The organism is Streptomyces sp. XY431 (genome assembly GCF_001279805.1).
Classification (GTDB): domain Bacteria; phylum Actinomycetota; class Actinomycetes; order Streptomycetales; family Streptomycetaceae; genus Kitasatospora; species Kitasatospora purpeofusca.
Window position 1 is genome coordinate 25,910 of the sequence record NZ_LGDO01000474.1, and the last position, 23,150, is coordinate 49,059.

Consider the following 23,150-nt stretch of genomic DNA (forward strand, 5'->3'; position numbering starts at 1 on the left):
AAGTCGCATCCCACAGGATTCTGGAGTGGCTGGCGAGCGGCAGGATTCCACGTACAACCAGTCGGGCAGCGTGCCACGATGATTCGCGATCAACACACTGAGGAGGTTCCTGGTGACGCTGCGTCGCGACGAGTGGATTGTGCTCGAAGACCTCGGGAATCAACCGGACGGTGCCTGGATCACCGGGATCCGGCCGCTCGAGAAGCGGTACCGGGCCAGCACCGCAGTCCGTGACGTCGCCGAGCGGGGCCTGTGCGACCTCGCTACCGATGAGGTGCTCGACGGGCTGACCTCCGGAGGTTCCCGGCCGGACTGGGCCGCGCGGATCACCCCGCTCGGCCGGACCGTCCTGACCTACCGGGCACTCCAGGACAACCCCCGTCCCACCATCGAGCTGGCTCCCGTCCCGGAGGGGTTCAAGGTCCGTGGCAGCGACGTCGACGTCCTGCGTGCCGCGCTCGCCGCCGCCGAGGCCGGCGCCCTGGCCGGGATCGACGCTCCGGCGCTGCGGACCGCCCTGGCGGGGGCGGTCCCGGTCTCCGGATCCCGGCAGCACACCCTGACCACCGGCGAGGACGGACTGGCAGCCGTGATCGCCGTTCTCCACCTGGAGTCGCTCGTGCGGGACTCGAGCGGCTACCACCACCTCCTGCGGCAGCTGCCCCCGTTCTCGTAGACCGTGCCGTCCGGCACCTTCTCGGCGCTGTCGGGTCGCTACGGCAGCAGTTGCCGACAGCAGTTGCCGGCGCGGTGCCGGCGGAGCGCTGCGGCGAGCGGGTCGGGTCGATCGCGGGTGTGCGTCCGAAGTCCGGGTCGCGGCTGGTTGGCAGCGCCGCCAGGGCCGCACGAACGCCGGCGCACAGGCCAGTGGTCAGGACGCGGACGTCGTTGTCCCCTGTTCGCCTGCTTGCGGCTGCCGGCGGCCCGGGCTGGCGCCATCTGTTGTCAGCTGGGTGCTCCGGGTGTTGCCGGGGGGAGCAGGCAGGGCGTTTTGACCCGGAAGAGCAGAAGTCCTCCGGTCGTGGTCTCGACGGTGATCAGGTACCGGCTCGACGCCTGGGAGGCGTCGAGGACGGTGTCGACCTTGCCGTCCGTGGTCTCCCGGTATCCGTCGATCTTGAAGCCCTGCTGTTCGAGCATCGCACGGACCTTGCGGACCGCCTCGGGATGCTGCTCGATCGGGGCGGAACTGTAGACCGCGTACGACATCTTGTACCGGCCGTCCTGGGCGACCTCGTCGTTCTTGCCGACGCAGTCGTTGAAGAACGGCTCTGCGCTGCCGGCATCCAGGGTGACGCCGGCGCTCTGCGCCATGTACTCGGTCATGTGCTGGGCCCAGCCCTGGGCGTCCTGGCGGGCCTTGACGGGCAGCGGCTCGGCGGGGCCGGGCGTGGACATGCATCCTCCGAGGATCAGGGGCAGACAGAGCGCCAGCGCGGCGACGCCGAGGCGCCGCGCGGCGACAGCGCGGGCGGCGGGTCGTGGCAGGTGGAACGGCACGGTGGAATTCCTTGTGGCTGGAACAGGGCGTGAGGACGGAAGGCCGGGCCGTGGTCGGCCCGACCCGGCCATTACAGGGGTCCCGGTGGGTTGAAAGTCAGTCTGGGAAGCGTTGTCGGTTCCTTCCCGACGATGATGCGGCCCTGGTTGTCGAGGCTCTTGCTGCCGTCGTCCCAGTAGCCGCTGTGCCCGGACGTGTCGACCTCGAATCTCTGCCCGCCGAACTCGTCGTCCACCGGGTCGGCGCCGAGGGTGTAGCCGGCGGCCATGCTGATGTTGTCGTCCGCGGCCCGGCCGGTCCAGAAGTGGTTCGGGTCGATGTGGAGCTGGTCGGCGCGGTCGACCGTCAGTCCGGGACTCGCGACAGCGACGATCTCGTCGGCGCCCAGTCCTGCCCCGCCTGCGGCGGCCGCGCCGACCAGCGTCGTTCCGTAGCTGTGGCCGAACACCGAGAGGTGACTGGGGTGGTCGCCCTGGGCGACCCGGGTGCCCTGGGTGAACTGGCGCAGGGCCTCGGCCCCGTCCTGGGCCCGGGCGTCCCAGGCGACAGAGAGGTTCGGCGCCTGCTGGACCGGGACCTCGGGGGCGTCGTAGCCGAGCCACGAGATGACCGAGACCTTCTGATTCGTCCCCTTCGACGCCTGCTTCGCGGCCTCCTGCAGATCACTGGCGCGCGCCAGCTGGCCGCCTGTGCTGTCGATCGTCGTCCCCGTACCCGGCACCAGGACGGCCGTGTGGTCGGCGGTGTCGGGATTGCCCACGGCGACGATCACCTTGCCGTCGCCGCCGTAGGCCTTGGCATCGAGACCCAGCAGGAACACGCGCTTGTCCTCGACCGCGGTGTCGTGCACGTCGAGCTGGTCCTTCAGCTTCATCAGCGTCTGCTCACGAGCGTTGTACTCCTCGGCCGTCATGCCGCTCCCCCGCGCGTTGCCGGCCTTCAGCTCGTCCAATTGCTGGTCGAGGACGAGCCGGTTGGCCTCGTCCCGTGCTGCGGCGGGCAGGCCGTCCAACTGCCCGATCCGGTCCGGGTAGAGCGCGAGGTAGGTGCTCTGCTGGTCGGGAGTCAGGGACTTCCACCAGTCGGCGACCTTCTGGGGGTCCTTGTTCTCGGGGACGTACGGGTCGACGAGACCGAGGTCCGCCGCCACGCCCCTCGCATCGGCGGCGGTCTCGGCGGCGGAGCCGAAGACACGCGGGTTGGTCAGGATGCCGGCATCGAGCCGACCCAGGGCGCGGTCGCCCTGGTCGCTCGCCTGCTGTGCATCGGCCAGGGCCTTGTTGATCCGCTCCTGTACGTCCCCCCGCAGGGTCGTCAGCGCCCTGCGCTCGGTACTGGACACGGCGTCCGGGTCGTTGCGCTCGCCCTCGCCCAGCGACGGCAGGTTCACCGTCCCGTCGGCACCGACGACAAGCCCCTGCTCCTCGGCACGGTGCACCGCGTTCTTCAGGTTGGTCTGCGCCTGGTACATCCGCTCGGCGACCGTGTCAAGGGTGAGCGCGAACGCGGCTGACTCGACCCGCAGAATCTCCAGGATCTGCTCGGTCCGGTTCAGGGTGTAGAACGCCTTCTGCGCGTCCGCCCCCTCCCACTTCGCCTGCCGCAGCGGACCGTTCACCTGACTGCGGTGCCGGTTCTCCGCGGACTGCGCCCCGGTGGACAGATCGCGCCATTTCGCGGCGGCGTCGTGCAGGCCGGCCGGGTCGAAACGTATCAGCAGCTCGAACAGGTTGCCGCTCACTGGCCCGGCTTCTCCCATGCCTCGCCGATCCCCTGCTTCGTCCAGACATCGGCGACGGCGTTCTCGTTGTCCTTGTAGGCCTGCGCCGTGGCGGTGAGGTTGTCGCCCGTCTGCTTGAGACGGTCACTGACACCGGTCAGCACCGGCGCCCACTCCCCTGCCACCCGACCGAGCCTGGCCGCCACGGACCAGCCCGTCAGCTGGCCGGCGACGCTCTGACTGGCCGATACGGCTGCCTGACACGGCTTCCGGAGATCCTCACCGATCGCCTTCGCCGCCCCGGCGGACATGTGGATCTCCCCTGTATTGACCTTGAGATGGCCCACTGCGTTCCCCTCCCGACAGCTCGTCAGTCGGCAGAGAGCCTATTGCGGTGACCGGTCCGTTCCTATCCGTGCAGGTACTCATCCGATCTGCGATGAAGAGACCGAAATATGGCATGGCTTGTCCAGTCGCTGTCCGCGAACAGAGGGTCGACCGGGCAGCAGCGGCATCGGCCGCCTCCCCGCGCTCGCGGGGCGCAGCGGCGCGCCGGTCGGTCGGGTGCCCCGGTTGACGTCGTCGCCGGGTTCGCGGATTGCCCGAGCCGCCCGAAGACTGTCTGAATACAAACCAGGCTTCCTGTGGCTGGCTGACATCCCGTTCCGCACTGCGTCCCCGATGACGGGGCCGGTCTGCGGCGCGACGGGCCGACAGCGCGGGAGGTGTGCGGCCCCGGCCTGTAGCGCGCTCGTCGCGGCTGCGGGAGGTCACTTCCCGGTGGGCGGCCGGGCGGGTCCGGCCCCGATCTCGGTGAGCATCCGGCCGAGGAGGTGGAGGGCCCGTGCCCGTGCCGGCACTCCGCGCGCCGTTCCGGTCCAGTGGGCGGCGGTGAGATTCTCGGTCGCCGTGAGGATCCGGTCCTCGTCCTGGGCGGCCAGAACGAGGACGAACCGCACGTAGTCGCCGATGCCGGTGCCCCGGGGGTGCTGGTACGCGAAGCCCTGCAGGCGCGGGGTCAGGGCGGGCAGGGTGCGGTCGGTCGGGAAGACGACGGCGAGGCCGGCGAGGGCCAGCCGGACCGCGGGGCACTCGGCCGGCCAGCGGGTCAGCAGGCCCGGGCCGAGGGTGCGGACCGCGGTGCGGGCCAGGGCCTCGCTGTCGGGATCGGCGTCCTTCGGGGCGGCCGGCCAGGACTCGGCGAGGCGCCGTTCGGCGACGGTGGCGGCCCTGAACATCAGGTGGACGGCCTCGAAACGTTGCCGGGCGGGAACCCGGTCGTCGGCGGCGAGGTGCGCGAGCAGGAGAAGGCCGTCGGCGGTGCCGGGCCGGCAGGTGTCCTGGTGGAGGATCTCGTTGTAGAAGTCACCGAGGAAGGTCCGCTCGTCCCAGAACGGGTCCACCTCGCCACCGAACAGCATCGCCGCCTGGGGCGGCCTGCGGTCCGGCGGCACGCGCTCGGCGATGACGTCCCGGAAGAGTCGCCGAACCGGCAGACCGCAGGAGATCGCGTCCTGCCGGGCCTGCTCGGGTTCGGCGTGCGTGTCCATGGCCGCCGCAGCCTACTGGACCGCCCCGGGCCGACAACCCGTCACGCGGGCCTCGCCGACCGCGAGCGGCTGCTCGGCGACGACCACCCCGACACCCTGATGGCCCGTGGCAACCTCGCCGGCTCCTACTGGCAGGCGGGACGCACGGACGGCGCCGTCGACCTGTTGCGTTCCGTTGCCGAGGGCCGGGATCGTGTCCTCGGCCCCGCGCACCCGGACACCGTGCGGTCGCGCGTGAACCTGACCACCATGTTGATTGGGCGGGGGCGTGCTCTGCTGCCCGGTGACACGGCGGGGGCGTGGCGGGACGCCGCCGGGGCGGTCGGGGCGGTCGGCCCGTACCTGTCCGACGATCCGGCGACGTACAGGCCGGTCCTGGCCGAGGCGTACGGGCTCGCCGCGGCGGTGCTGGATGCCGACGGGCAACCCGAGGCCGCCGCCGACTTCCGCTCCCGCGCCCTCCAGGCCGCAGGCACCGCACCAGCGCCCCGGCCTGGCCACGGTGCGGTGAACGGGAGCCGGTCATGACCCCAGCACTCTGGCCCTGGCGCAGGAAGTCTGGTGAGGACGCCGGAGCCCCAGGAGCCGGCGACCCGGCCGGCACGACCGACCACGCCCGTACGGACGGGAACGAGGGCGAACCAGCGCCGCGGGCGGAGGACGGTCCCGCACTCCCCACGCCGGGCGGCGCCAGCGACGCGCCCCCGCCACCGCCTCAGGTGGGTGCGGGGACGTCGTCCTCGGTCCGGGTCGACGTGTCGGGCGAGGGGTCCGTCGGTGCTGGCCTCTGGGGCACTCGGCCGGTGCCGGGCCGAAGGGCCCGGTCGCTCAGGTGCCGCCGGGTTTGCCCGTCGAGACCAGCAGGAGCACGGACGAGCCCCGTGCCACCGGTGCTGCGCCGCCCCGGGGCTGACTGCTGATCACCTGCCCGGCGGGAGCGTTCCAGTCCGTGTGACGCATGATCGTGCAGCTCAGTCCGAGTCCGCGCAGCAGGCTCCCGGCCTGTTCGACCGGCATGCCGGCCAGGTCCGGCAGCGCGATGCCCGCTCCCGCGGTCTGCTCCTGCTCCTGCGTCGGAGTCGCATCGGCGCTTCCGCTCCTGGGGGTGCCGGTGGCGAGCGGGGTGCACGCCCCGTTCGCCGCTGGGGACAGGGACGGGGAGGCGCCGGGCGTGGACGGCACGGGCTTCAGCGCGAAGAACCCCACAGTGGCGCACACCAGCACGCAGCACGCCGCAGCGGTGCCGAGGAGCGCCCGGCGGGTGCGGCTGCGGCTGACGGCTCGCTCGATCGCGGCCGCGTCGACGACCGGCGCCGTCGGCCCGTCGGCGAAGGAGGCCACCGCGGCACGCAGCTCGGCTTCGAGGCCCGGCTCCAACGGGGCCGGTCCGGACGACGTGTTCCTCACTTCGTACCTCCGAAAGCGGCCGACGGCGTGTGCGGCGCCTGGGCGCCCGATACGGAATCGCGCAGCTTGGCCAGGCCGCGGGCGAGCTGGGACCTCACCGCACTCGAAGAGATGTCCAGGACGTCGGCGACCTGCCGGGCGTCCAGATCGTGCAGGTAGTACAGGACCACCACGCTGCGCATGCCCATCGGCAGCCCGAGCAGTGCCTCGATCAGTTCCGCGCGCAGATCCACCTGCCCGAACCGGTCCCGGGGGTCGGCCGTCTCGGGCACCCCCGACAGCCCGGGGCGCTCGCCCCGGCGCGACAGCCGCCGCCAGCGGTCGTTGGCCAGGTTGACCAGCACTTTGCGTACGTACGCCTCCGGCGAGTCCGCCACCGCGACCTTCCGCCACTGTCGGCACGCCCGCTCCAGTGTCTCCTGTACCAGATCCTCGGCCACGTGCACGTCACCGGTCAGCGCATACGCGGTGCGGAACAACGCTCCCGACCGCTGTGCGACGAACTCCGTGAATCCGTTGCCCGGACCGCTCCTGCGAAACCTCACCCGCCGACCTCCTCTCCTCGTCCCGTCCCGATCACTGCCCCCATGACGGCGGAACGGGGCCGGGTGCTGCACCGAGCCGCCGGTAGTGACGTGAATCACAGCCGGGACGGAAGGGTGTCCCAGGACCTCGCGCCGCTGCCGCCCGGGGTGCGGGCAGTGACTGCGAAGTGGAGAACGACGGTGTCCGGCCGGCCTTCGACAGCGATGCCGAGCATGTCTTCCGCGATGAGGCCCAGGGTGGCCTGCCCGGTCATGAGCACGAGGTAGTTGCGGCGCAGTAGTGCACGTTCCTCGGCTGCGGTGAGGTTCGGGCGGTAGTACTGCCGGCCGGGGTTGTGCACGCCGGAAGGTTATCGGCCCCGCGCAGTGGGCGGCGACCAGTGCGAGGAAGACTTCCGCGTGGAGTCCCGAATCGCGCGGACCCGGCGGGCGGCCGTGGCCGGCCGGGCCGCGAAAGGGGTTCCGCCGTCCCGGCGTCGAACCCGGTAGCGGGTGAGGCTCGGCTGTTCATGGTGAGGGTCTTCGTCCACGGCCTTCGCGCCATGGTCGACCTGTACCGAGGCGACTTCACCTCGGCGGCCGTTGGGCCCGGCACCCCGCCGGGCCTCGACGGCCGCCGGGCCGGGAGGGGGTTGGTCAGCGGGTGCTGGTGGCGGTGATGGCCTTGGCTCCGGCGGCGCCGCCGGGGATCTCGAACCAGTGGTCGGACCACTTGCCGGCGTTGTAGTCGCCGTCGAGGCCGTAGACCTTGTCGTCCTCGTTGACGGCGAAGACGTGGACGACGTTGTTGGAGACGGTGCTGGTGAGCGCCTTGAGCTTGTTGTCGCTCATCTTCGTCCACTGCGGGTCCCACTGGCCGGTGTCGAAGTGGCCGCTGGTGCTGTAGAAGGCGTCGGTGGTGGCGATCTGGACGTCGATCGTGGTGCCGTGGACGCTCGCGGTGATGGCCTGGACGTTGGGCAGGCCGCCGCGCAGTTCGGTCCAGTCGCTCCAGGCGACGCCCCACTCGGCGCTGCGGGTGTAGACCCGGTTGTCCTCGTTGACGGCGAAGATGTGGGTGGTGTTGTTGTAGTGGGCGCTGGTGACGGCCTTCAGGTGGTTGTCGCCGATCTTGTCCCAGGTGGGGTTCCACCGGCCGGTGCCGTAGTCGGCGGTGGTGCTGTGGAGGGATCCGTCGCCGCCGACGATCATGAGGTCGACGACGCCGTTGCCCCGGGTGGTGGCGGAGATGCTGGTGGCGCCGACGGCTCCGCCGGGGACCTCCTGGAAGGTGTCCCACTTCCCGCCGATCCGGCCGCCGCCGTCGTAGACGCGGCCGTCGTCGAGAACAGCGTAGGTGTGGACGTAGTCGCCGACGGCGACGCTGTCGACGGCCGTCACGACGCGGTCGCTCACCGGGGCCCAGGTCTCGCTCCAGCCGACCGAGTAGGAGATGTCGTGGATCGCCCGGGCCGTGATCGGCGAGAGGGTGCCGTGGTCTAAGTTCAAGTTCTACGACAAGAACGGGATCCAGACCTTTCCTCCGGAACCAAAGTGGCAGGAAGCCAAATGGCAGAAGGCCTGGATCTTTGAGTGGGCCTACTGACCCCTGGATCGAATGACCCTCAATGGCTGGTGGGACAGCCGCTTTCCCTGGCGGCCGTCCCACCAGTCAGCCATTTCATAGACAAACAAAGAGGAAAGGACGAAATCTTCCATGAACGACGCGATCGGCGGCCTCCCGTCGGACTTCTCCGACCACTATCCGGAACTCGCTCGACACAAGGGCCTCATGGCCGCGATCCTCGCGACCGCAGCCGATCACGGCCTCGACCTGGGCGACGGACCGCACGCCCCCGGGCCCGACGGGGCTCCGACGGTCGCGCGGTTCGACTCGCCGCGAGGCGGGATGGAAGTTGTCCTCCGGCCCGCGGAACGCGGATTCGACATCTCGCTGTACAGCGACAGGGGATGGTTCTCCCAATGGGCCGACGGCACCACCGCGGACCTAGCCGAGGCCACCCGGGTGCTCGCGGCATGGAAGCACGGCGAGACCCTCACCGGGCTGGCCCAGCACTTCCCCTTCATGACGTACACCAGACTGAGCCAGGGATACGACGAAGGCAACCAGGTGACCGTGATGTGGGACCTGCAGATCGGCGACCCGAAATTCGCGCAATACCGGGAACTCCTCATCGCCCTCCGCGCCGAACCGCGGCTCGCACAGATGTTCCCGTTCTTCTCGATGTGGACACTGCGCCTGGCGAAGGACTCCCTTCGTAAACAACCAGGCCAACTACTGATCCAGCAGAAGGACGATGGATCCTACCTCCTGTGGTCCTCCTCGGAAACTGAGGAGAAGAAGTACGAATTCCATCGAATCGACGATCTCGTCGCCGCCGCAGCCACCCTGCAAAACACTCTCTGAGCCACCGATTGCACCACTCCTCGTACTCGTCCCCAGGGTGGGCCCGGAACGCGGGCCCACCCTGCGCCGGGGCGAGCCGGTGGACCTGACGACCGACGGGGCCCTGGATCTACGGATGCGGACCGTCCGGGCGGAGACCCGGGCCGTCCGAGGACTGCTCGACGCGGCCCGCCACCAGCAGGATCCGGCGTCCGTCACCGCGGCCGACCTCGCGGCGTGGCACGGACGGGACGCGGCGGCCGGGGCGCTGCGCCGGTTCCTGCTGCTGCCCCTGCCCGCGGCGGCGGAGACGGTCCTGAGCCTGCGTATGTCCGTGCACTGGCGCGACGAGCTGTCGGTGGACCTGGCCGACTAGCTAGTACCCGTGCTCTCCCCGCGCAGGCTTCGTGCAGACCGACCGTGTCCTGGACTCCGAGAAGTCCGTCGTCAGCGCTACCAGCTGAACTGCACCACCCCAGTGGCGTCCCGAGCCTGCCGGGTTCGGGACGCCCCCTTCCGAAGGAGGATTCTGTGACCGATGCCGGAGCATTCTGGGGACAGTGGGCGGAGAGAGGGATGGTGCCCACGTTCTGTCTGAACGTGGTGTGGGGGCTCTCCGCCGACGAGGTGGTTGCCGCGTACGGTGCGGATCCGGGCGGACTGCGACAGCTCTCTCGTGCCGAGGCCGATTCCCGGTACCCGATGGCGAAGGGCGGTGCGCTGCTGCGGGTGGGCCGGTTGGGGGAGTGGACGTTCTGCTTCGAGGCCCGGGAAGCGGAGGGGTTCAAGCCCGGGGTACTGGCCCGGCTGAGCGGACGCTCCGAGGTCGTGAGTCTGTTCTACGCGGATGGCATGACCGTGGTCGAGCGCCTCGAGGAGGGCCGACTCGTCGAGCGTTTCGAGCCCGGCCAGCGGTCGCCGGCCCAGGGCAGTGGGCCCCGCACGCTCCACGAGGGTGTCCGTGCCGAACTGCGGAACTCGACGGCACCGTCCACGACGGAGGCGGCGCTCCGGGTCGTTGCCCGGCACATCGGGGCCGAGATCCCCTGGGCGACGCTCGCAGGTCCGCTGGCGACCGTCGTCCTGGGCGAGGCCGAACGTGAACCACTGGCCCCGTACTTCGCAGCACCGGTCGCGGACGGGCCGGCCCCGGGTCTCGGACGCTTTCTCGGAGGCCTCGACCTGCCCATCGACCCCCTGCCCTGACAGCCGCGCCCGGACCCTTCCCCAGGTCACGGGTCTCGATGCTGAGGATCGACTGCCCCTTGCCCCGCACACGAAAGGGGCAGCACATCGGCAACCGCCTGGACGTGTGCGGCTCGTGGGGCTCCGCTCACCGCAGCCTGTCGAGGTTGTCGATCCGCGCGCCGACGCCGACGGGGTGGCTGCTCACTGCTGCTCCTCGTAGCCTCGGGAGATCAGCCGCAACAGGGAGACCGCCTCGTCTGTACGGCCTGTTTCGATCAGCCGAACGGCCTTGGCGGCATCGCGCCGGAGTTGATCGTTCTCCGCAACCCGGTCGTTGAACCGTGCCTGCGTGTACTGCTCTGCGGTCACTGCTGCTCCTCGGTGGGGTCGGTTGTCACAGGCGGTGCCGGACCTGACCCGGACCGCTGGGTCCAGCCGGGCGTCGTGGCCCGGACCTGCTGGACCCAGCGGTCCGGGGAGGTCGACGGTGGTGGTGGTCGTGGTGGTCGTGGTGGTCGTGGTGTTCACGGTGGGCTTCGGTTCATGTCCGCCCCGGCTGGGGAAGCAGGGCGGCTGCGGACGTACGCTGACGGCCGGGCCCCGCACGTCGACGAGGGTGAGGGGCCCGGCCGTCTCCCGCCGGTGTTGATGCAGGTCACGGTCCGGCGATGATCCAGGTCACGAAGATCGCGGACATGCCTTCGTGCAGGCGGTAGACGACGCTGATGCGGTCGCCGGTGTCGGAGGCCGGGTCGGTGCGGGCGGTGTAGTCGTCGACCTCGGGGTCGGTGCCGCCGGGCACCGGGATGCCGAGCCGCGGGTGGACGGCGAGGCGCTCGAGGAGCTTCTCGACGGCGTCCAGCTCGCCGGGCCGCAGCACGGCGAGGGCCCGTTCGGCGGCGTCGGAGAGGAAGACGTGCAGCGGGGCCGGCGGTTCGGGCCGGTCGGTCACCGGTCGCCGCCGGCGGCGCGCGCCCGGGCAAAGGCCTCGGCGGCCGGGGTCCACTGCTGGCCTCCGATCGGCGCGGCCAGGGAGGCCATGGCGTGCTCGTCGGTGCGCAGGGTCAGGCGGTGGCGGTAGGTGGCGATCACCTCGGCGACGGCGGCGAGGTCGCCGATCGGGGAGGAGTCGAGGGCGGCGGCCAGGGCCTGTTCGAAGGCCTCGCGGTCGCCAGGCAGGCCGTAGCGGGAGAGCGCGGTGCGCAGTTCGTGCAGAGTCGCGGGCCTGGCCGGGGCCGGGTTCTGGTGGTCGGGCTGGGTCGTCACCGGGGCCTCCTGTGTGGTGGCGGCCGCCGGGACGGCGGGCCGCAGGTTCGACGGTAGCGGTCGGTGGGCGTGCGGTGGAGCGGTCCTGGTCACGCGGGACCGCTGAGGGGGATCGGCTGGGGGCGGTGCGCTGCGACCCCGACCACGGCGACATCGTGGTCCACATCGACGGCGCCGTCGTCGACGGATACCTCTACCCCGCCTACGTCGACGGCAACGGCCGACTCCGGATCGACCTCGACGGCGACTACGACTGAACAACCGCAGTACCTCCCTCGGCCGAACGCCGCCGGCGCCGGCTTGGTGCTCTTCGCGGAGCCGGGGGCGGGCCGATCTCCGGCGGCCGGGCGGGCGCAGGGCGGCGACGGCCTTGTCGAGCTGGTTCTCGGTGGCCCGGGCGGTGAGGCGGGCGTTCTCCGGTCGGGCGACGGTGGCGCATCACCGTTCGGCGTCCTGGGTCCGGGCGGTGACGGCGAGTAGGTCCGACGTCATCCGGAGCAGCTCGGGACTCGGTTCCGCGCGTGCATGCCAAAAGGCGGGAGCGCCGTCCCGGGGTGGTTCAGGTGGGGTGGACGAGGTGGCGGGCGGACAGCTCGCGGGGGTGGCAGGTCCAGGTGAAGGGTTCGGGTGTCGGGGGGCTGTCGAGGATCGTGTCGCAGCAGACGTGGCCGGGGCCGGCGCTGTAGGTGCTCTGCAGGTGGTGGGCTCCGTGGTCGAAGCCCGCCCGCAACGGCAGGGGGGTGCCCTCGGGCCGTTGGGGGGTGATGTCCCACGCCGGCGGGTCCAGGAGGCCGGGCTCGTCGGTGGTTGCTTCGAGGTGGGTGAAGAGCACGGGGCCGGCCCGCAGGAGGCCGGTGTGCCAGATCCGGGGCGCCCGCAGGGTGGGAGGAGCGAGGAGCGCGGGTTCGACGGCCCAGGCGGCATAGGGGGACGGCGGGGCGGGCGCGTCGAGGAAGAGGCTTGCCGGCCGTGGCAGGTCGGGGTGGTGGGCGGCCATGACCGTGCGGTCGTGGCCGGAGGCCCGGCCGAAGACGCAGACGACGATCTGGATGCCGTGCTCGGTGTCGGCGAGCACGGTCGGGAGGGCGAGGGTCGCGTCGCGGCGGCCAGGCTCGGAGAGGTGGACGAGCCAGGCCGGGGCCGCGCCGGCCGGTGGTGCCACGGGCCGGCGCTCCAGGACGAGGACGGTGACCAGGCCGGCCGGTGTGTCCAGGAGGCCGCCGTGGGACAGGCGGCCGGCGGGGTCGTCCAGCAGGGTCTCGGGGGCCCGCAGGACGCGCAGTCCGTCGCCGGTGGTGGTCGTCTCGCCCATGGCGTGACGGTAGCCCCGCGGTGGTGCGGCCGCCAGCGGCCGCACCACCGTGTCGGCCGGTCAGCCGCAGGCCAGCTCGGCGACCTCCGAGTAGCCCTGCTCGTGCTTGCCTCCGCCTTCGCTCCAGGCCTCGCCGAAGACCCGGAAGAGGGCCCTGGAGACCTTCGGCGGGTCCGCGGCCGTGCACGGCGCGGAGGCGGCCACCCGGCTCACCCGCGTGCAGTCCTCGCCGAACGGGCTGCGGACCGGGCCGGCGACGGGGGTGTACTGCCGGGCGCACAGCGCTCCGTCGCAGGTGGCCTTCTCCAGCGTCGCGCTCAGCCACTTCGGGCCCCAGCCGTCTCCCTCGCAGGTGACGTCGGCGTACCACTCGATCTGGTTGTTCACGAGCCGCGGGGCGGGCGAGGAGGCGACACAGGCGTAGTCGCCGGCGGTGATGGACAGGGCGTGGGCGGGGTTCGCGGCGAGAACCGCACAGGTGACGGCCGGCAGGGCGGCCGCGAGAACGGGTCGAAGCAATCGCACTGACCTCCTGATTTGTCCGCAACAGCGTGGACATCATGGAATCAGCAGGGTCTGACAATCAGTCACCGGCCAGGATCTCAACGCGTTCACCCGGGCTCCGACGGGAGCCGGACCGGGTTCCTGCGTTCCGCCGCCAGCCGGCGCCGGGGCCGGCCCGGGCTTCCCTCGACCTTCCGGCTGGAGGCCCAGCTCTCCCCGATCACCAACGACGCCATCACCGCCCGCACCGAGCGGATGCGCGCCGACGGCGTGACCAACTGCTGGTTCAGCGACCACCCGCGACCGCGGCTTCGCGGGCGAACCGGGCTGCCTGGCGGGTGCTGTCGGGGCTGCCGTCCCAGGTCAGGATCTTCACGGCGACCCAGCGGTCGATCTTGGGGTCGTACGCCTCCCACACCTGTCCGAAACCGCCCGCTCCGATTCGCTGGACGAGCTCGTAGCGCCCGTCCAGTACGGTCCCCGCTCGCACGAACTCCCCTTCCAGTGGCTTCGGTGGCTGTGTCCGGTCCGTCGGTCACGCTGTGCGCAACTCCTCACCCGCAGCATGGCGGCACCCGGATCACCGACGGAGGGTCGTCCCTCTGGTGGCTCGTCGACATGCGGACGGTCGGCTCCTCAGTTGTGGACCTCACCCGTCACGGTGCTGGTGGCACTGTGCTCGCGGGCAGGAGCGAGCGCACGCTGCGGATGAGCCGGGTGGCTTCGGCCAGGCCGTGGCGGTGGCACAGGAGAAGGAACGAGAACACGGGCCAGACGGCCAGCGCGGCCGGGACCCGGACCGGTCGTTGCAGCGGCCAGGGTCCCGCGCCGGACAGCCGGCACAGGAGCCGAGAGGCTCCCGACAGATGATCGAGGGCGTCGGCCGCGGCCGACGCCCTCGTCGTTGTCCCCCCTACTTGATGACCGAGGCCCGGTCCGGCCCCGCTCCACGCGCCGGTGGATCATGTACGGATGACGTCCTCCGCCCGCCGCCCGCTCGGCACCAGCCCGCAGTCCGACTCCGCTGCCCACGCCCCGGCGCCCGCGCGCCCGGCCTGGCCGCTGCTACCGGACCCGGCGCCCGCCGTCGAGGACGTCGACCAGGCCGACGCCGAGCCCACCGTCCCGGCCGGGCGCCGGCAGCTGTGGACCGGACCACGCGGGTAGGTCCGGCCGGTCACGGGCCTGGGGTGGATGTGCTCGTACCGGTTCATGGTGTTCATGGTGAGGAGGTCACCATGGGGCCCGAGATGAAGAGGGGACGTCGTCATCGTCCGCTCCGCTTGTCGGTCGCCGGTCCTGCGGGCAGGTCCCGGTCCTTGCGCAGCGGTGAGGCCAGCAGCAGGCCGCCGCAGGACACCAGCAGCCCGGTCATGATCCACATTGTGGCCCGGAGTCCGAGCGTCGCACCGAGCGCGCCACCCGCGACGGCGCCGAGCGGGATGGTGGCCTGGTTGGCGAACATCGAGGTAGCTACCACCCGGCTGAGCAGCGCGGGTGGGGCGTAGGTCTGGCGAAAGCTCCCGAGGACGACGTTGCAGAGTACCGCCCCGGCCACCAGGACGGCCGAGCCGATCGCGTACAGGGCCACCCGCGGGCCGGGGCCGGCCGCCGGGAGCAGCAGACCGAAAGGTGTGGCGGCCAGCAGGGCGAACCGAACGGCGCGCGCTGTGCCGAGGCGTCGGCAGAGCGGTCTGGCCGCGACGGCGCCGAGCACTCCGCCCAGCGCGCCGGCGGCCGCCAGGAGCCCGACCGCGCCTGGGGCCACGCCCACCTCGCGGACCAGGAAGAGGAGGGCGATCGACTGGTAGCCGGTGAGCGCGAAGTTGGCGGATGCCCCGTAGAACAGGAAGGAGCGGAGAAAGCGGTCGCGCAGGATGAAGGCGAGGCCCTCGCGGACCTGTGCGCGCAGAGGGGCGGGTGTCACCGGAGCGGGCACCGGCTCCCGGCCGCCGGGGATCAGCAGCAGGGCGGCGGAGGCTACCAGGAAGGTCACCGCGTCGACGAGCAGCCCGGCGGCCGCGCCGCACCACTGCACGGTCAGTCCGGCGACACCGGGCCCGGCCACCTGGGCGGCCCAGGCGCTGCCCTGGAGTTTGGCATTGCCCTCGATCAGGTCGTCCCGGTGGACGAGTTCCGGCAGGTACGCCTGGTAGGCGGCACTGAAGAAGACGGCCGCGGTGCCGGTGAGCAGAGCGACCAGCAGCAACTGGGCCGTCGTCAGCGCGCCCAGCCACCCGGCGACCGGGACGCTGGCGAAGAGCGCCGCCGAGGCGAGGTTGCAGCCGATCATCACCGGCCGCCGGGGTAACCGGCCGACCCAGACGCCGGCCGGGAGACCGAGCAGCAGCCACGGCAGCCAGACCGCGCCGCTCAGCAGTCCCACCGCGAGCGGCCCGGCCTCGAGCGAGACCACGGCGACCAGCGGGAGCGCGACAGAGGTGACGCTGCTTCCCAGGCGGCTGATGCTCTCGCCCGCCCACAACAGCCGGAACTCCCGCCGCGCGAGCAGGCCCCACCGCGAGCGGGCGGGCCCGCCGAGCGAGGTGCTGGCCGGGGCGCTGGTCCGTGTCAGGTCGGTCGTCATGGCCGGGCCGGGACGCTGTGGGCGAAGGCGAAGACGGACTCGCGCTCCCGTCCGTCCTCGGGTACCGGCCGCGCCGCCCAGCGTTCCAGGACGGCCACCAGGTCGGCCGCCAGTTCCCGGCTCTCCTCGGGCGTCAGCCGCAGCCAGGTCTCGGTGGCGACGGCACAGTTCTCGCGCCATTCGGGGGCGTACTCCTGCCGGGCGGCGAACCAGGCGCGCACCAGGCCGGCCTGACGCTCCAGTTGCAGCGAACCGGCGGCGTCGGCGACCGCCTCGGCGACCGGGTCGTCCTCGAAGTCGGCCCGCGCCCAGCGCAGGCTCGCGGAGGTGGGACGCCACCACCGCTCGCGCCGGTCCCGGGCCAGCCCGGGCGCCTCCTCGACCAGGCCTGCCGCGGCCAGCACCTTGAGGTGGTGGCTGACGTTGCCGACCGCCTGGCCGGTGCGCTCCGCGAGCAGGCCGACCGTGGCGGCGCCGTCCACCTTGAGCACGTCGAGCAGGCGGCGCCGCACGGGGTGGGTGAATGCGGCCAGGACGCGGGAGTCGGAGATCTGCCGGACGGCGCCGCGCGCGGCGGCAGGGCTGTCGGGTTCATCGCTCATGCGACCAGGATACATACAAGGACTATTGTACGACAGATGTTGTACAAGGATCCTTGTCCTTGGTGGAGGGTGAAGCGATCTCGATGACGACGACGATGTCGTCGGCGTTGAGCGTGGTGCCGGCGTCGGCTGCCACGCCCGTCGGCGACGACCAGGTCGCGGATCAGCAGGCCGTCGGGCACGACGACGTTGACCGCCTCCAGCACCTCGAACGGGGCTTCGGCGTTGTCGACGGCCAGTCCCAGGAGCATGGCCGGGCGGAGGCCGGCGCGCTGGTGCGGCACACCGGGGTTCGGGCTCATCAGCAGCGCTCCCCCGACGAGCTCGATCCGGTGGTGGGTGTCCTCGGGCAGGGCCAGGACGTCCTCGACGGTCCACGGCCCGCTGTGCTCGGCGACTGCAACACCCAGGCTCGTTCACGGCCTCCGGTGCCTGCCCTCCTTGTTCCCGGCGGGGACTTCAGACGGTTACCGGCTTACGGATCCCCCGGCTCACCCGGTCTGCCAGAGGACGATGAAGAGGAGGAGAACGCAGAGGAGGAGGGCGGTGGGCAGAACTCGCCTCATACCGTGGGCGTCGAGTCCTAGGTAGTCACGGATGGTCACCGGGACCGTGCGCCGGGGGATTCCGGCTGGGTGCGGTCCGCGGTTCGCGCGAGAGGGCGAGGCTGTGGCCGCAGGCTGGTGAAGAACTTGCGGAGCGGCCAGGGCGCGGGAGGCTGCTTCCGTCCCGGTCCCCGTTGGCTGCGGTGGCGAGCCCTCAGGCGGCGGCGGTTCCGGAGGGCGGGCAATGCCGCGGACAGGCCGTGGGAGTGCAACGACAACTGGATGAGGACCGGAAGGGAGAGAAGGTTCCGCAGCCGGTGTGACCCGCTCCTGCTGCGGGTTTCCTGTGGTAGCGCCCGCAGCGGCAGGGCTGGAGGCTTCGTGCCGTTGCCGTGCGTCGGCCAGCGCGGTGCGCCAGACGTCGTGCGCCGGGCCGGACAGCTTCCTCAGCAGGTTCTGGGCGTCTTCGTGCAGTAAGGCCGGGCTGGAGGCCACGGCCCCGGCGGCTACGTCGACCAGGCCGGGTTGGCTGAGGATACTGCGGCCCACGATGGCCAGGCAGTGGCGGCGCTGGGTCGGTGACAGAAGCGGGTCGGTCAGGGTCCGGGACAGGAACGTTCCGTTTCCGGGTTCGCCGCTGCTGTCCTCCTCGACGTCGTTGACGAGTTTGGCGGTCAGCGCGTCGGGGCCCACCCCGCCCCAGTAGGCACGCCCGGTCGGTGGGTAGACGGTCGAGAGGAACCGGCGCTGGACCCGCACCGCGTCCGACGTCAGCCGCGGCGCGTCGGGGCCGTCACCGTAGTGGGCGGCCCATGCCGCACGGATCGCGGCGTCGGCTTCCTGCTGGTCCGCCGCACCGGCCAGGCGTTGCACGGCGACGAGTGCCTTTCGGTAGTCGGGGTCGAGGCGCTGGGAGAACAGCGCTGCCGAGGCCCGGTCCCAGTACCTCTCCTCGTGGAAGAGCAGGACCTCCCTCGGATCGAGGTCGCCCTCGAGCGGCCTGTCGACCAGAACCCCGGCAAGGCTTTCCATGTGCAGGGAAAGGACGGTGGCCTCTTCACCCTCCGCCTGGACCCCGTTCGAGGGTCCACGGTCGCCGAGCCGGTCGAGGAGGTCGTCGGCATCCCAATCGCCGGGCACTCCTGACCATTGCAGGGCTGAGATACGCCGGGCGAACGAGATCCGTGCATGCTCACGCAGTTCCTTCACGTCCACCTGACGCAGCAGGCTGTCCGCGGCGAGGGCGATGTCCGTGCCTCCGACCATCGCGGGGTACCGGGCCCGCAGCTTGGGCCACCAGTCGCGGGTGGAGCGGGCGATCAGGAGTACGCGGATGCGGTGGGCCGGGGCGCGGTGGCCGGCCAGGGCTTCCAGCAGTGCCGTGATCTGCTCGAGGTGGTACTCGGCGTAGTCGATGACGACCAGGGCGGGCCGGATCAGGTGCCGCAACATCGGGTAGTCGTGGTCGGGCGTGGACGTGGTGCTGGTGTCGAGGAACCCGGTTGACCATGCGAAGTTCGCGGTGTCGGCGGCCGATTCGGCCTGGGGTCTGCGGTCGGCCAGGCGGCGGGCCAGCTCGACGGCCAGGCGTGTCTTGCCGACCCCTCCGGAGCCGCGTACGACGGCCACGTCGACGGCCTGCGTGCTGTGGCACCAGTCGTGGAGGAGTTGCAGTTCGGTGTCCAGGCCGGTGAATTCGACGGTCTCGGAGCGTGCGGCCAGAAGATAGGAGGCGGCCGCGGCGGGCTGTGGGGTGCGGTCGAAGAGGGTGTGAAGATCGGCGGGTTCCAGCTGCGGGCGTGTGCCGCTGGCTTGTTCCACGATGTCGCAGAACCTGCGGTCGTCCAGGAGGCGGCGGGCGGGGACGGCCTCCAGGCGGGCGTTCGCCCGCCCCGGGAGGGCCTGCTGCACGACGGCGACGAGGAGGTCCTCGTGGAACACCCCGGCGCCGGACATGCCGGCCCACGGAGAGGTGCCGGACGCGGGGTCGCCGGCGGGGACAGCGCTGTCGGCCTGGAGGCTGTAGAAGGTGCCGCCCGTGTCGACCGCGTTGATGTGTCCTTCCACAACCTCGGGTTCGCGCCGGCCCTCCGCGCGTCTGGCCGCGTCGGGAAGGCCTACGGCAACGCAGCGTGCCTGCCGTGACGGGCTGATACACACGATTTCGCCCCACCGGACGGGAGCGAACTCGCGCGGCAGGTCACCCGGCCGGAATCGAAGCAGCGCGGCGTCGCCGAGGTACCAGGCCATCTCGGCCGCCGCACGCCCGTGTCCGCCGATGAGACTGATTGTGCAACACCCCGGTGCCTGGCTTGGGCCGGCGCTCCTGACGACGTGAAGCGCGGTCAGGACCAGGCCCGGGGCGACCACGCACCCGGTGCCGACCCGGCCCGAACACTCAACGGCAACGGCCCGTTCCCAGTACATCGACGACGCCCCCGCTACCGCAGCGAGTAGCCGCCCTCAGGCAGGCCGACTTCTCCGCTACCGCTGATCGGCACCGCGTCGCCACCGACGACCCCCAGCGTCACGGTCAGCCGGTGAGTCTGCCCGTTCGACTGCTCGGCCCGGGCCTCGCCGGAGAACACGAACGCCTTGACGCCGCCGCCGGCACCGCCAACACGGCGCAGCTCCAGCCCCAGGTCCACCACGACATCCTTCACCGTGAACCGGATCTCGGAGTCCGCCCCGCTGCGCTGAGCGGCGATCAGCCCCGCGCGGACGGCCGCGATCGCCTCGGACAGTTCCGTTCCGTCGAATTCCATTATCCCCCCATGATCTTCACCTGTCCGGACCCACCAGCGTATCTGTGGCGTGCACATCACACTCCGAGAACAGGAGAACCCATACTGCACAGCGGTGCCTGGGCCTGCAGTCGGCCCCGGGAGTACAAAAGGGGTGTTCCCTGGGTCCGGGTGCTGTCCTCCACCCGCAGCCGTAGCTGGATCTGTTCGTCGGGGTGGAGCCGGGAACACCGTCTCGATCGCCGACCAGGGCGGCTGGGCCCGGCACTCAGTTTCCATGGCCGGCTACTTCCAGCGCGTCGACGGCTGCGATGACAATGCCGCCGCTGGCCTCACCTGGTCCGCCCGTCCGCTCGGGCGACCGCTCCGACCAGGCCTCGGGCGTCCATGGGGCGTACTCGCGCAGTTCCCGCACATCTGCCGGTTTGTACGGCCGGAACGGCGGCAAGGCTTCGCTAGAAGCTTTCGAGGTGGGCCCGGTTCTCCAATGGAGAGCTGCGGGAGAGGAGTCTGTGGGCGGCTGAGTTCAGTCCTCGCCGAGCTGGAGCAGGATCGCGAAGTACTCGCCGTCGCTCCCGGCGACCACGCCGTCGAAGGTGCAGGCGCTGACGGGATACGAGGAACCGCCGTCCCCGTGGTTGGTCCACCACGTCGCACCGGGCCCGAGCCACCTCACGATCCGCGTCACCGTGTGGTGGGCGATCTCACGGTTCATGAGGACCTCGTCGGACGATACGAGGTCCTCGGCGGCGAGCGCGGTCATCATCTCGACCGCCCCGTCGGCGGCCAGCGGCTTCAGGCACGCCTCGACCTGCGAAGCGGTAGGGGGAACACCGACGGTGGCCAGGTACCGCTCCCACAGCGGGTGGACCTCGGCGACAAGGCCGTGCACATGGCTGGCAACGGACCGCAGCCGGTGATCAGGGGCCGTTCCGTCCGGCAGCCGGCCGTACCGCACGCAGACGAGGGGTTCGTTCCGCAGCGACATCAGCAGATCACCAAGACTGCACGGGTCCGTCGCACGCGCTCCATTCTCCACCCGGGCATCGTGCCATACCGGCAGGTAGTCGTATTCAGCCCGCCCGCCCTGACATCCCGGCCGCCGCGCCGGAGAGCCGCCCCGCCCCGGACGGCATCACCGCCGAGGCCTGGCGTCGCCACGTGAGTATCGGCCGCGACGCGACCGGAGCAGCAGCTGGTCGGCAGCCCACGGGCACGGGCGGGACGGCAACGGGTGTTCACGGAAAATCGACCCGAAGCCAGCCCTGCGCGGTTCTCCCCGTACGCTGAAAGCCGGTCCCCTCACGTCGACAAGCGTGAGGGGACCGGTCGTTTCCGGGGCCGATGGTCGGGCGAGGCTTGGCCGTCGCAGTTCCTCGGTGGACTACCGGCGCAGCCGTGCGGGGTCGAGGTCGAGGGGGAACGGGTCGGTGAGCTTAGTGGTGTCGCCGGCCTGGACGAGGCGGTCGGTGCAGGTGCCGCGTTCGAGGTGGCCGAGGTAGATGCGTGGGGCGGGTTCGAGTTCGAGTCGCCAGTAGTGGGGGATGCCGGCCGCGGCGTACAGGGCCGGTGTCATCTTCTTGTCGGTGACCCGGGTGGAGGGTGAGGCGATCTCGATGGCGACGACGATGTCGTCGGCGTTGAGGGTGGTGCCAGCCTCGGCGGCCGCGCCCGCGTCGGCCGAGAGCCGCTTCACCCGGTGAACGCCCAGATCGGCCGAGTCGCCTGGCCCGGCCGTGGGTACGGACGGCGATGTGGACGACAGCGCGAAGAATCCCCTCGCCGTGAGGGCGGGAACGGGTAGCACCGACACAGTACTGGTGGTGGTACGCGGACCGAGCGGCGCCGGGAAGTCGAGCACCGCCGCCCGGATCCGCTCCGCCTACGGCCGCGGCCTGGCCGTCGTCGGACAGGACCTGCTGCGCCGCGAGGTGCTTCGCGAGCGGGACGTCGCCGACGGCGCGAACATCCCCCTGATCGGCCTGGTCGCCCGGCACGCCCTCGACAGCGGCTTCCACACCGTCGTCGAAGGCATTCTCGACGCCGGCCGGTACGGCGCGATGCTCACCGACCTGGTGGCCGGCCACCGCGGGCGCAGCTTCCTCTACTACCTCGACGTCGGCTTCGCCGAGACGGTGCGCCGCCACGCGACCCGGCCGCTGTCCGCCGAGGTGAGCGCCGAGCAGATGGCCGACTGGTACCGGCCGCTGGACCTCCTGCCCGGCGACCTCGAACACGTCATCGGCGAGGACAGCACCCTCGACGACACCGTCACCCGGATCCTGACCGACACCGAACTCACCCCGCCCGGCTGGACACCGCGCCCCTGAACCCGGCGGCCGGACGAACCGGCCGGTCACCCCTGAAGAGCAGCCTCCAGCCGCTGGGGCTATGGGCATCGGTGTCGTGGGAGGGGTCGTTCCCTGCGCACGAAGGCCGGGCCCAGGGTGGCCCCTCGCATGGCTTGACCGGTACTGGGGCGCACTCTGTACCGGCTGCCCCGCACTCGCGGGGAGGACGGGAAGCGGGCTAGCGGCGCGATCCGGTACGACGGCTGACCCCCGCGTTCGCGGGGAGGACGAGACGGAGGTCCGACGATCTCCCCAGTGGTCGGCTGACCCCCGCGCTCGCGGGGATGATGCCTTGAGCACGTTGCCGATTTCAGCCCGGCAGGGTCTGCTCCGCGCAGGCTGGGGTGAGCCGTTGAGCAGTCAGCCGACGGGCCCTCGCGCTGCTCCTCCTCGAGGATCGGGAGGCCGGCCGTACTCGTGATCAGGAGCAGCCGGTAGTTCGGCGGTCGTGGATTGGACGGTCAGATGCTCCAGCTGTACAGGTGAGCGTTTGTGCTCACCGCGAGCGCTGCGAGCCGGGCGACTTCTTGCAGGACTGCCGGCAGATCGTCGTCGGTCGTCTCGTCGCCGTCGTGGGACCTGATCCTGGTGGTCCAGCGGTCGGCGAGCTCCTCCAGTGCCGTGGGGCCGGCGTCGGCCAGGGTCCGGGTCAACCGCTGTGGCAGAGCGAACACCTCGATGCCGTCGTTCAACGGGGCGGTGACCCACTGCGGCCACCGGCCGTGGAGCTGCTCGGGTGTCGGGACCCCGGCCGAGGGCTCCTCGAAGTACGTGTCCCACTCGGCAATGGCACTGTCCGGTTCGACGAAGCGGCAGGTCACGGACTCGAGTCCTGGACCGGGTCGCCGCCCGCGCATCGCCGCGACAGCCTCATCGTCGGGCGCGAGGAAGAACACTATGTCGTGAGCCACCACAGCATGATGGCAAAGGACAAAGAAGCAC

The 23,150-nt window shown here is 71.4% G+C and carries 30 protein-coding genes; 8 read left to right on the forward strand and 22 right to left on the reverse strand.

Annotation, left to right across the window (positions count from 1 at the left end):
- Positions 1-112 precede the first annotated feature (112 nt).
- Positions 113-676 (forward strand): DUF6417 family protein, encoded by a 564-nt coding sequence (locus ADK60_RS29820; RefSeq protein WP_053650034.1) that lies wholly within the window; start codon positions 113-115, stop codon positions 674-676.
- Between the two features lie 269 nt (positions 677-945).
- Here ADK60_RS29820 and ADK60_RS29825 read toward each other — a convergent pair whose 3' ends face one another.
- The 4 genes from ADK60_RS29825 to ADK60_RS29840 all read right to left on the reverse strand — a co-directional run bounded on the left by ADK60_RS29825 (position 946) and on the right by ADK60_RS29840 (position 4,771).
- Complete coding sequence (locus ADK60_RS29825; protein ID WP_053650036.1) at positions 946-1,500, reverse strand: hypothetical protein; 555 nt, start codon at positions 1,498-1,500, stop codon at positions 946-948.
- 71 nt (positions 1,501-1,571) lie between these two features.
- Positions 1,572-3,242, reverse strand: coding sequence for an alpha/beta hydrolase (locus ADK60_RS29830; protein ID WP_053650038.1), 1,671 nt, complete (start codon positions 3,240-3,242; stop codon positions 1,572-1,574).
- Entirely contained in the window at positions 3,239-3,568 is a 330-nt protein-coding gene (locus tag ADK60_RS29835) for a hypothetical protein (RefSeq protein WP_053650039.1), read from the reverse strand. Before ADK60_RS29835 ends, ADK60_RS29830 begins: the two co-directional genes overlap by 4 nt.
- Positions 3,569-3,991: 423 nt before the next feature.
- Positions 3,992-4,771 carry a hypothetical protein gene (locus ADK60_RS29840; RefSeq protein ID WP_053650042.1) on the reverse strand — a complete coding sequence of 260 codons (780 nt, stop codon included), beginning with the start codon at positions 4,769-4,771 and terminating at the stop codon, positions 3,992-3,994.
- Between ADK60_RS29840 and ADK60_RS43950 the strand changes: the two genes are divergently transcribed.
- Positions 4,760-5,299 carry a tetratricopeptide repeat protein gene (locus tag ADK60_RS43950; protein WP_053650043.1) on the forward strand — a complete coding sequence of 180 codons (540 nt, stop codon included), beginning with the start codon at positions 4,760-4,762 and terminating at the stop codon, positions 5,297-5,299. The genes ADK60_RS29840 and ADK60_RS43950 overlap by 12 nt on opposite strands.
- A gap of 300 nt (positions 5,300-5,599) precedes the next feature.
- Here ADK60_RS43950 and ADK60_RS29850 read toward each other — a convergent pair whose 3' ends face one another.
- The 4 genes from ADK60_RS29850 to ADK60_RS29865 all read right to left on the reverse strand — a co-directional run bounded on the left by ADK60_RS29850 (position 5,600) and on the right by ADK60_RS29865 (position 8,211).
- Positions 5,600-6,178 (reverse strand): PASTA domain-containing protein, encoded by a 579-nt coding sequence (locus ADK60_RS29850; protein WP_053650045.1) that lies wholly within the window; start codon positions 6,176-6,178, stop codon positions 5,600-5,602.
- A complete protein-coding gene (locus tag ADK60_RS29855; protein ID WP_073810252.1) occupies positions 6,175-6,723 on the reverse strand; it encodes a SigE family RNA polymerase sigma factor in 549 nt (182 codons plus the stop codon). The genes ADK60_RS29850 and ADK60_RS29855 overlap by 4 nt, the downstream gene beginning before the upstream one ends.
- Positions 6,724-6,818: 95 nt before the next feature.
- On the reverse strand, positions 6,819-7,064 hold the full coding sequence (locus tag ADK60_RS45180) for a hypothetical protein (RefSeq protein ID WP_053650048.1): 246 nt from the start codon (positions 7,062-7,064) through the stop codon (positions 6,819-6,821).
- Between the two features lie 295 nt (positions 7,065-7,359).
- Positions 7,360-8,211: a PLL family lectin gene (locus ADK60_RS29865; protein ID WP_053650050.1), complete on the reverse strand. Its 852-nt coding sequence runs from the start codon at positions 8,209-8,211 to the stop codon at positions 7,360-7,362.
- 208 nt (positions 8,212-8,419) lie between these two features.
- Between ADK60_RS29865 and ADK60_RS29870 the strand changes: the two genes are divergently transcribed.
- The 3 genes from ADK60_RS29870 (at position 8,420) to ADK60_RS29880 (ending at position 10,315) form a co-directional block, all read left to right on the forward strand.
- Positions 8,420-9,130, forward strand: coding sequence for a hypothetical protein (locus tag ADK60_RS29870; RefSeq protein ID WP_053650053.1), 711 nt, complete (start codon positions 8,420-8,422; stop codon positions 9,128-9,130).
- 37 nt (positions 9,131-9,167) lie between these two features.
- Positions 9,168-9,485, forward strand: coding sequence for a hypothetical protein (locus ADK60_RS29875; RefSeq protein WP_053650055.1), 318 nt, complete (start codon positions 9,168-9,170; stop codon positions 9,483-9,485).
- Between the two features lie 155 nt (positions 9,486-9,640).
- The gene (locus ADK60_RS29880) at positions 9,641-10,315 is read left to right on the forward strand and encodes a DUF6461 domain-containing protein (protein WP_286185311.1); all 675 of its coding nucleotides are present in this window, start codon (positions 9,641-9,643) and stop codon (positions 10,313-10,315) included.
- Positions 10,316-10,498: 183 nt separating this feature from the next.
- Here the strand turns inward: ADK60_RS29880 and ADK60_RS45185 are convergent, their stop codons facing one another.
- From ADK60_RS45185 to ADK60_RS29890, 3 genes are all read right to left on the reverse strand, one after another.
- Complete coding sequence (locus tag ADK60_RS45185; protein ID WP_159400650.1) at positions 10,499-10,666, reverse strand: hypothetical protein; 168 nt, start codon at positions 10,664-10,666, stop codon at positions 10,499-10,501.
- A gap of 286 nt (positions 10,667-10,952) precedes the next feature.
- Positions 10,953-11,249 carry a hypothetical protein gene (locus ADK60_RS45190; RefSeq protein WP_053650058.1) on the reverse strand — a complete coding sequence of 99 codons (297 nt, stop codon included), beginning with the start codon at positions 11,247-11,249 and terminating at the stop codon, positions 10,953-10,955.
- Positions 11,246-11,563 (reverse strand): hypothetical protein, encoded by a 318-nt coding sequence (locus tag ADK60_RS29890; RefSeq protein WP_053650060.1) that lies wholly within the window; start codon positions 11,561-11,563, stop codon positions 11,246-11,248. The genes ADK60_RS45190 and ADK60_RS29890 overlap by 4 nt, the downstream gene beginning before the upstream one ends.
- A gap of 125 nt (positions 11,564-11,688) precedes the next feature.
- Between ADK60_RS29890 and ADK60_RS47875 the strand changes: the two genes are divergently transcribed.
- On the forward strand, positions 11,689-11,820 hold the full coding sequence (locus ADK60_RS47875) for a hypothetical protein (RefSeq protein WP_286185312.1): 132 nt from the start codon (positions 11,689-11,691) through the stop codon (positions 11,818-11,820).
- Between the two features lie 302 nt (positions 11,821-12,122).
- Here the strand turns inward: ADK60_RS47875 and ADK60_RS29895 are convergent, their stop codons facing one another.
- From ADK60_RS29895 to ADK60_RS45950, 3 genes are all read right to left on the reverse strand, one after another.
- The gene (locus ADK60_RS29895; protein ID WP_053650062.1) at positions 12,123-12,875 is read right to left on the reverse strand and encodes a hypothetical protein; all 753 of its coding nucleotides are present in this window, start codon (positions 12,873-12,875) and stop codon (positions 12,123-12,125) included.
- Between the two features lie 60 nt (positions 12,876-12,935).
- Positions 12,936-13,394: a hypothetical protein gene (locus ADK60_RS29900; protein WP_053650064.1), complete on the reverse strand. Its 459-nt coding sequence runs from the start codon at positions 13,392-13,394 to the stop codon at positions 12,936-12,938.
- A 271-nt stretch (positions 13,395-13,665) separates the two neighbouring features.
- The gene (locus ADK60_RS45950; RefSeq protein WP_053650066.1) at positions 13,666-13,869 is read right to left on the reverse strand and encodes a protein kinase family protein; all 204 of its coding nucleotides are present in this window, start codon (positions 13,867-13,869) and stop codon (positions 13,666-13,668) included.
- A 482-nt stretch (positions 13,870-14,351) separates the two neighbouring features.
- Here ADK60_RS45950 and ADK60_RS29910 point away from each other — a divergent pair, with 482 nt between their 5' ends.
- Positions 14,352-14,546, forward strand: a complete 195-nt coding sequence (locus ADK60_RS29910) for a hypothetical protein (protein ID WP_053650068.1) — start codon at positions 14,352-14,354, stop codon at positions 14,544-14,546.
- A gap of 100 nt (positions 14,547-14,646) precedes the next feature.
- On the opposite strand, the gene ADK60_RS29915 is transcribed toward ADK60_RS29910, so the two are convergent.
- From ADK60_RS29915 to ADK60_RS42510, 7 genes are all read right to left on the reverse strand, one after another.
- Positions 14,647-15,966 (reverse strand): MFS transporter, encoded by a 1,320-nt coding sequence (locus tag ADK60_RS29915; protein WP_053650070.1) that lies wholly within the window; start codon positions 15,964-15,966, stop codon positions 14,647-14,649.
- Positions 15,963-16,568, reverse strand: a complete 606-nt coding sequence (locus ADK60_RS29920) for an ArsR/SmtB family transcription factor (RefSeq protein ID WP_053650072.1) — start codon at positions 16,566-16,568, stop codon at positions 15,963-15,965. Before ADK60_RS29920 ends, ADK60_RS29915 begins: the two co-directional genes overlap by 4 nt.
- Complete coding sequence (locus ADK60_RS45195; RefSeq protein WP_159400651.1) at positions 16,565-16,870, reverse strand: hypothetical protein; 306 nt, start codon at positions 16,868-16,870, stop codon at positions 16,565-16,567. The genes ADK60_RS29920 and ADK60_RS45195 overlap by 4 nt, the downstream gene beginning before the upstream one ends.
- 189 nt (positions 16,871-17,059) lie before the next feature.
- Entirely contained in the window at positions 17,060-19,540 is a 2,481-nt protein-coding gene (locus tag ADK60_RS29925; RefSeq protein WP_053650074.1) for a S1 family peptidase, read from the reverse strand.
- A 14-nt stretch (positions 19,541-19,554) separates the two neighbouring features.
- Positions 19,555-19,878 (reverse strand): trypco2 family protein, encoded by a 324-nt coding sequence (locus tag ADK60_RS29930; RefSeq protein ID WP_053650076.1) that lies wholly within the window; start codon positions 19,876-19,878, stop codon positions 19,555-19,557.
- Between the two features lie 505 nt (positions 19,879-20,383).
- Positions 20,384-20,845: a hypothetical protein gene (locus ADK60_RS45200; protein ID WP_053650078.1), complete on the reverse strand. Its 462-nt coding sequence runs from the start codon at positions 20,843-20,845 to the stop codon at positions 20,384-20,386.
- Between the two features lie 396 nt (positions 20,846-21,241).
- Positions 21,242-21,553, reverse strand: coding sequence for a Uma2 family endonuclease (locus ADK60_RS42510; protein WP_053650080.1), 312 nt, complete (start codon positions 21,551-21,553; stop codon positions 21,242-21,244).
- Between the two features lie 124 nt (positions 21,554-21,677).
- Between ADK60_RS42510 and ADK60_RS29945 the strand changes: the two genes are divergently transcribed.
- Positions 21,678-22,187 (forward strand): P-loop NTPase family protein, encoded by a 510-nt coding sequence (locus ADK60_RS29945; RefSeq protein WP_234371331.1) that lies wholly within the window; start codon positions 21,678-21,680, stop codon positions 22,185-22,187.
- Positions 22,188-22,669: 482 nt separating this feature from the next.
- Here the strand turns inward: ADK60_RS29945 and ADK60_RS29950 are convergent.
- A partial coding sequence (locus ADK60_RS29950; protein WP_234371333.1) for a hypothetical protein occupies positions 22,670-23,150 on the reverse strand: 481 nt, incomplete at its 5' end.

What these genes read in the sequence shown, in the direction of transcription:
- ADK60_RS29840 (WP_053650042.1), bottom strand. Translation starts at nt 4,771, where the DNA reads ATGGACACGCACGCCGAACCCGAGCAGGCCCGGCAGGACGCGATCTCC.
- ADK60_RS29870 (WP_053650053.1), top strand. Translation starts at nt 8,420, where the DNA reads ATGAACGACGCGATCGGCGGCCTCCCGTCGGACTTCTCCGACCACTAT.
- ADK60_RS29895 (WP_053650062.1), bottom strand. Translation starts at nt 12,875, where the DNA reads ATGGGCGAGACGACCACCACCGGCGACGGACTGCGCGTCCTGCGGGCC.
- ADK60_RS29910 (WP_053650068.1), top strand. Translation starts at nt 14,352, where the DNA reads ATGACGTCCTCCGCCCGCCGCCCGCTCGGCACCAGCCCGCAGTCCGAC.
- ADK60_RS29915 (WP_053650070.1), bottom strand. Translation starts at nt 15,966, where the DNA reads ATGACGACCGACCTGACACGGACCAGCGCCCCGGCCAGCACCTCGCTC.
- ADK60_RS29920 (WP_053650072.1), bottom strand. Translation starts at nt 16,568, where the DNA reads ATGAGCGATGAACCCGACAGCCCTGCCGCCGCGCGCGGCGCCGTCCGG.
- ADK60_RS45195 (WP_159400651.1), bottom strand. Translation starts at nt 16,870, where the DNA reads ATGAGCCCGAACCCCGGTGTGCCGCACCAGCGCGCCGGCCTCCGCCCG.
- ADK60_RS29925 (WP_053650074.1), bottom strand. Translation starts at nt 19,540, where the DNA reads ATGTACTGGGAACGGGCCGTTGCCGTTGAGTGTTCGGGCCGGGTCGGC.
- ADK60_RS29930 (WP_053650076.1), bottom strand. Translation starts at nt 19,878, where the DNA reads ATGGAATTCGACGGAACGGAACTGTCCGAGGCGATCGCGGCCGTCCGC.
- ADK60_RS45200 (WP_053650078.1), bottom strand. Translation starts at nt 20,845, where the DNA reads ATGTCGCTGCGGAACGAACCCCTCGTCTGCGTGCGGTACGGCCGGCTG.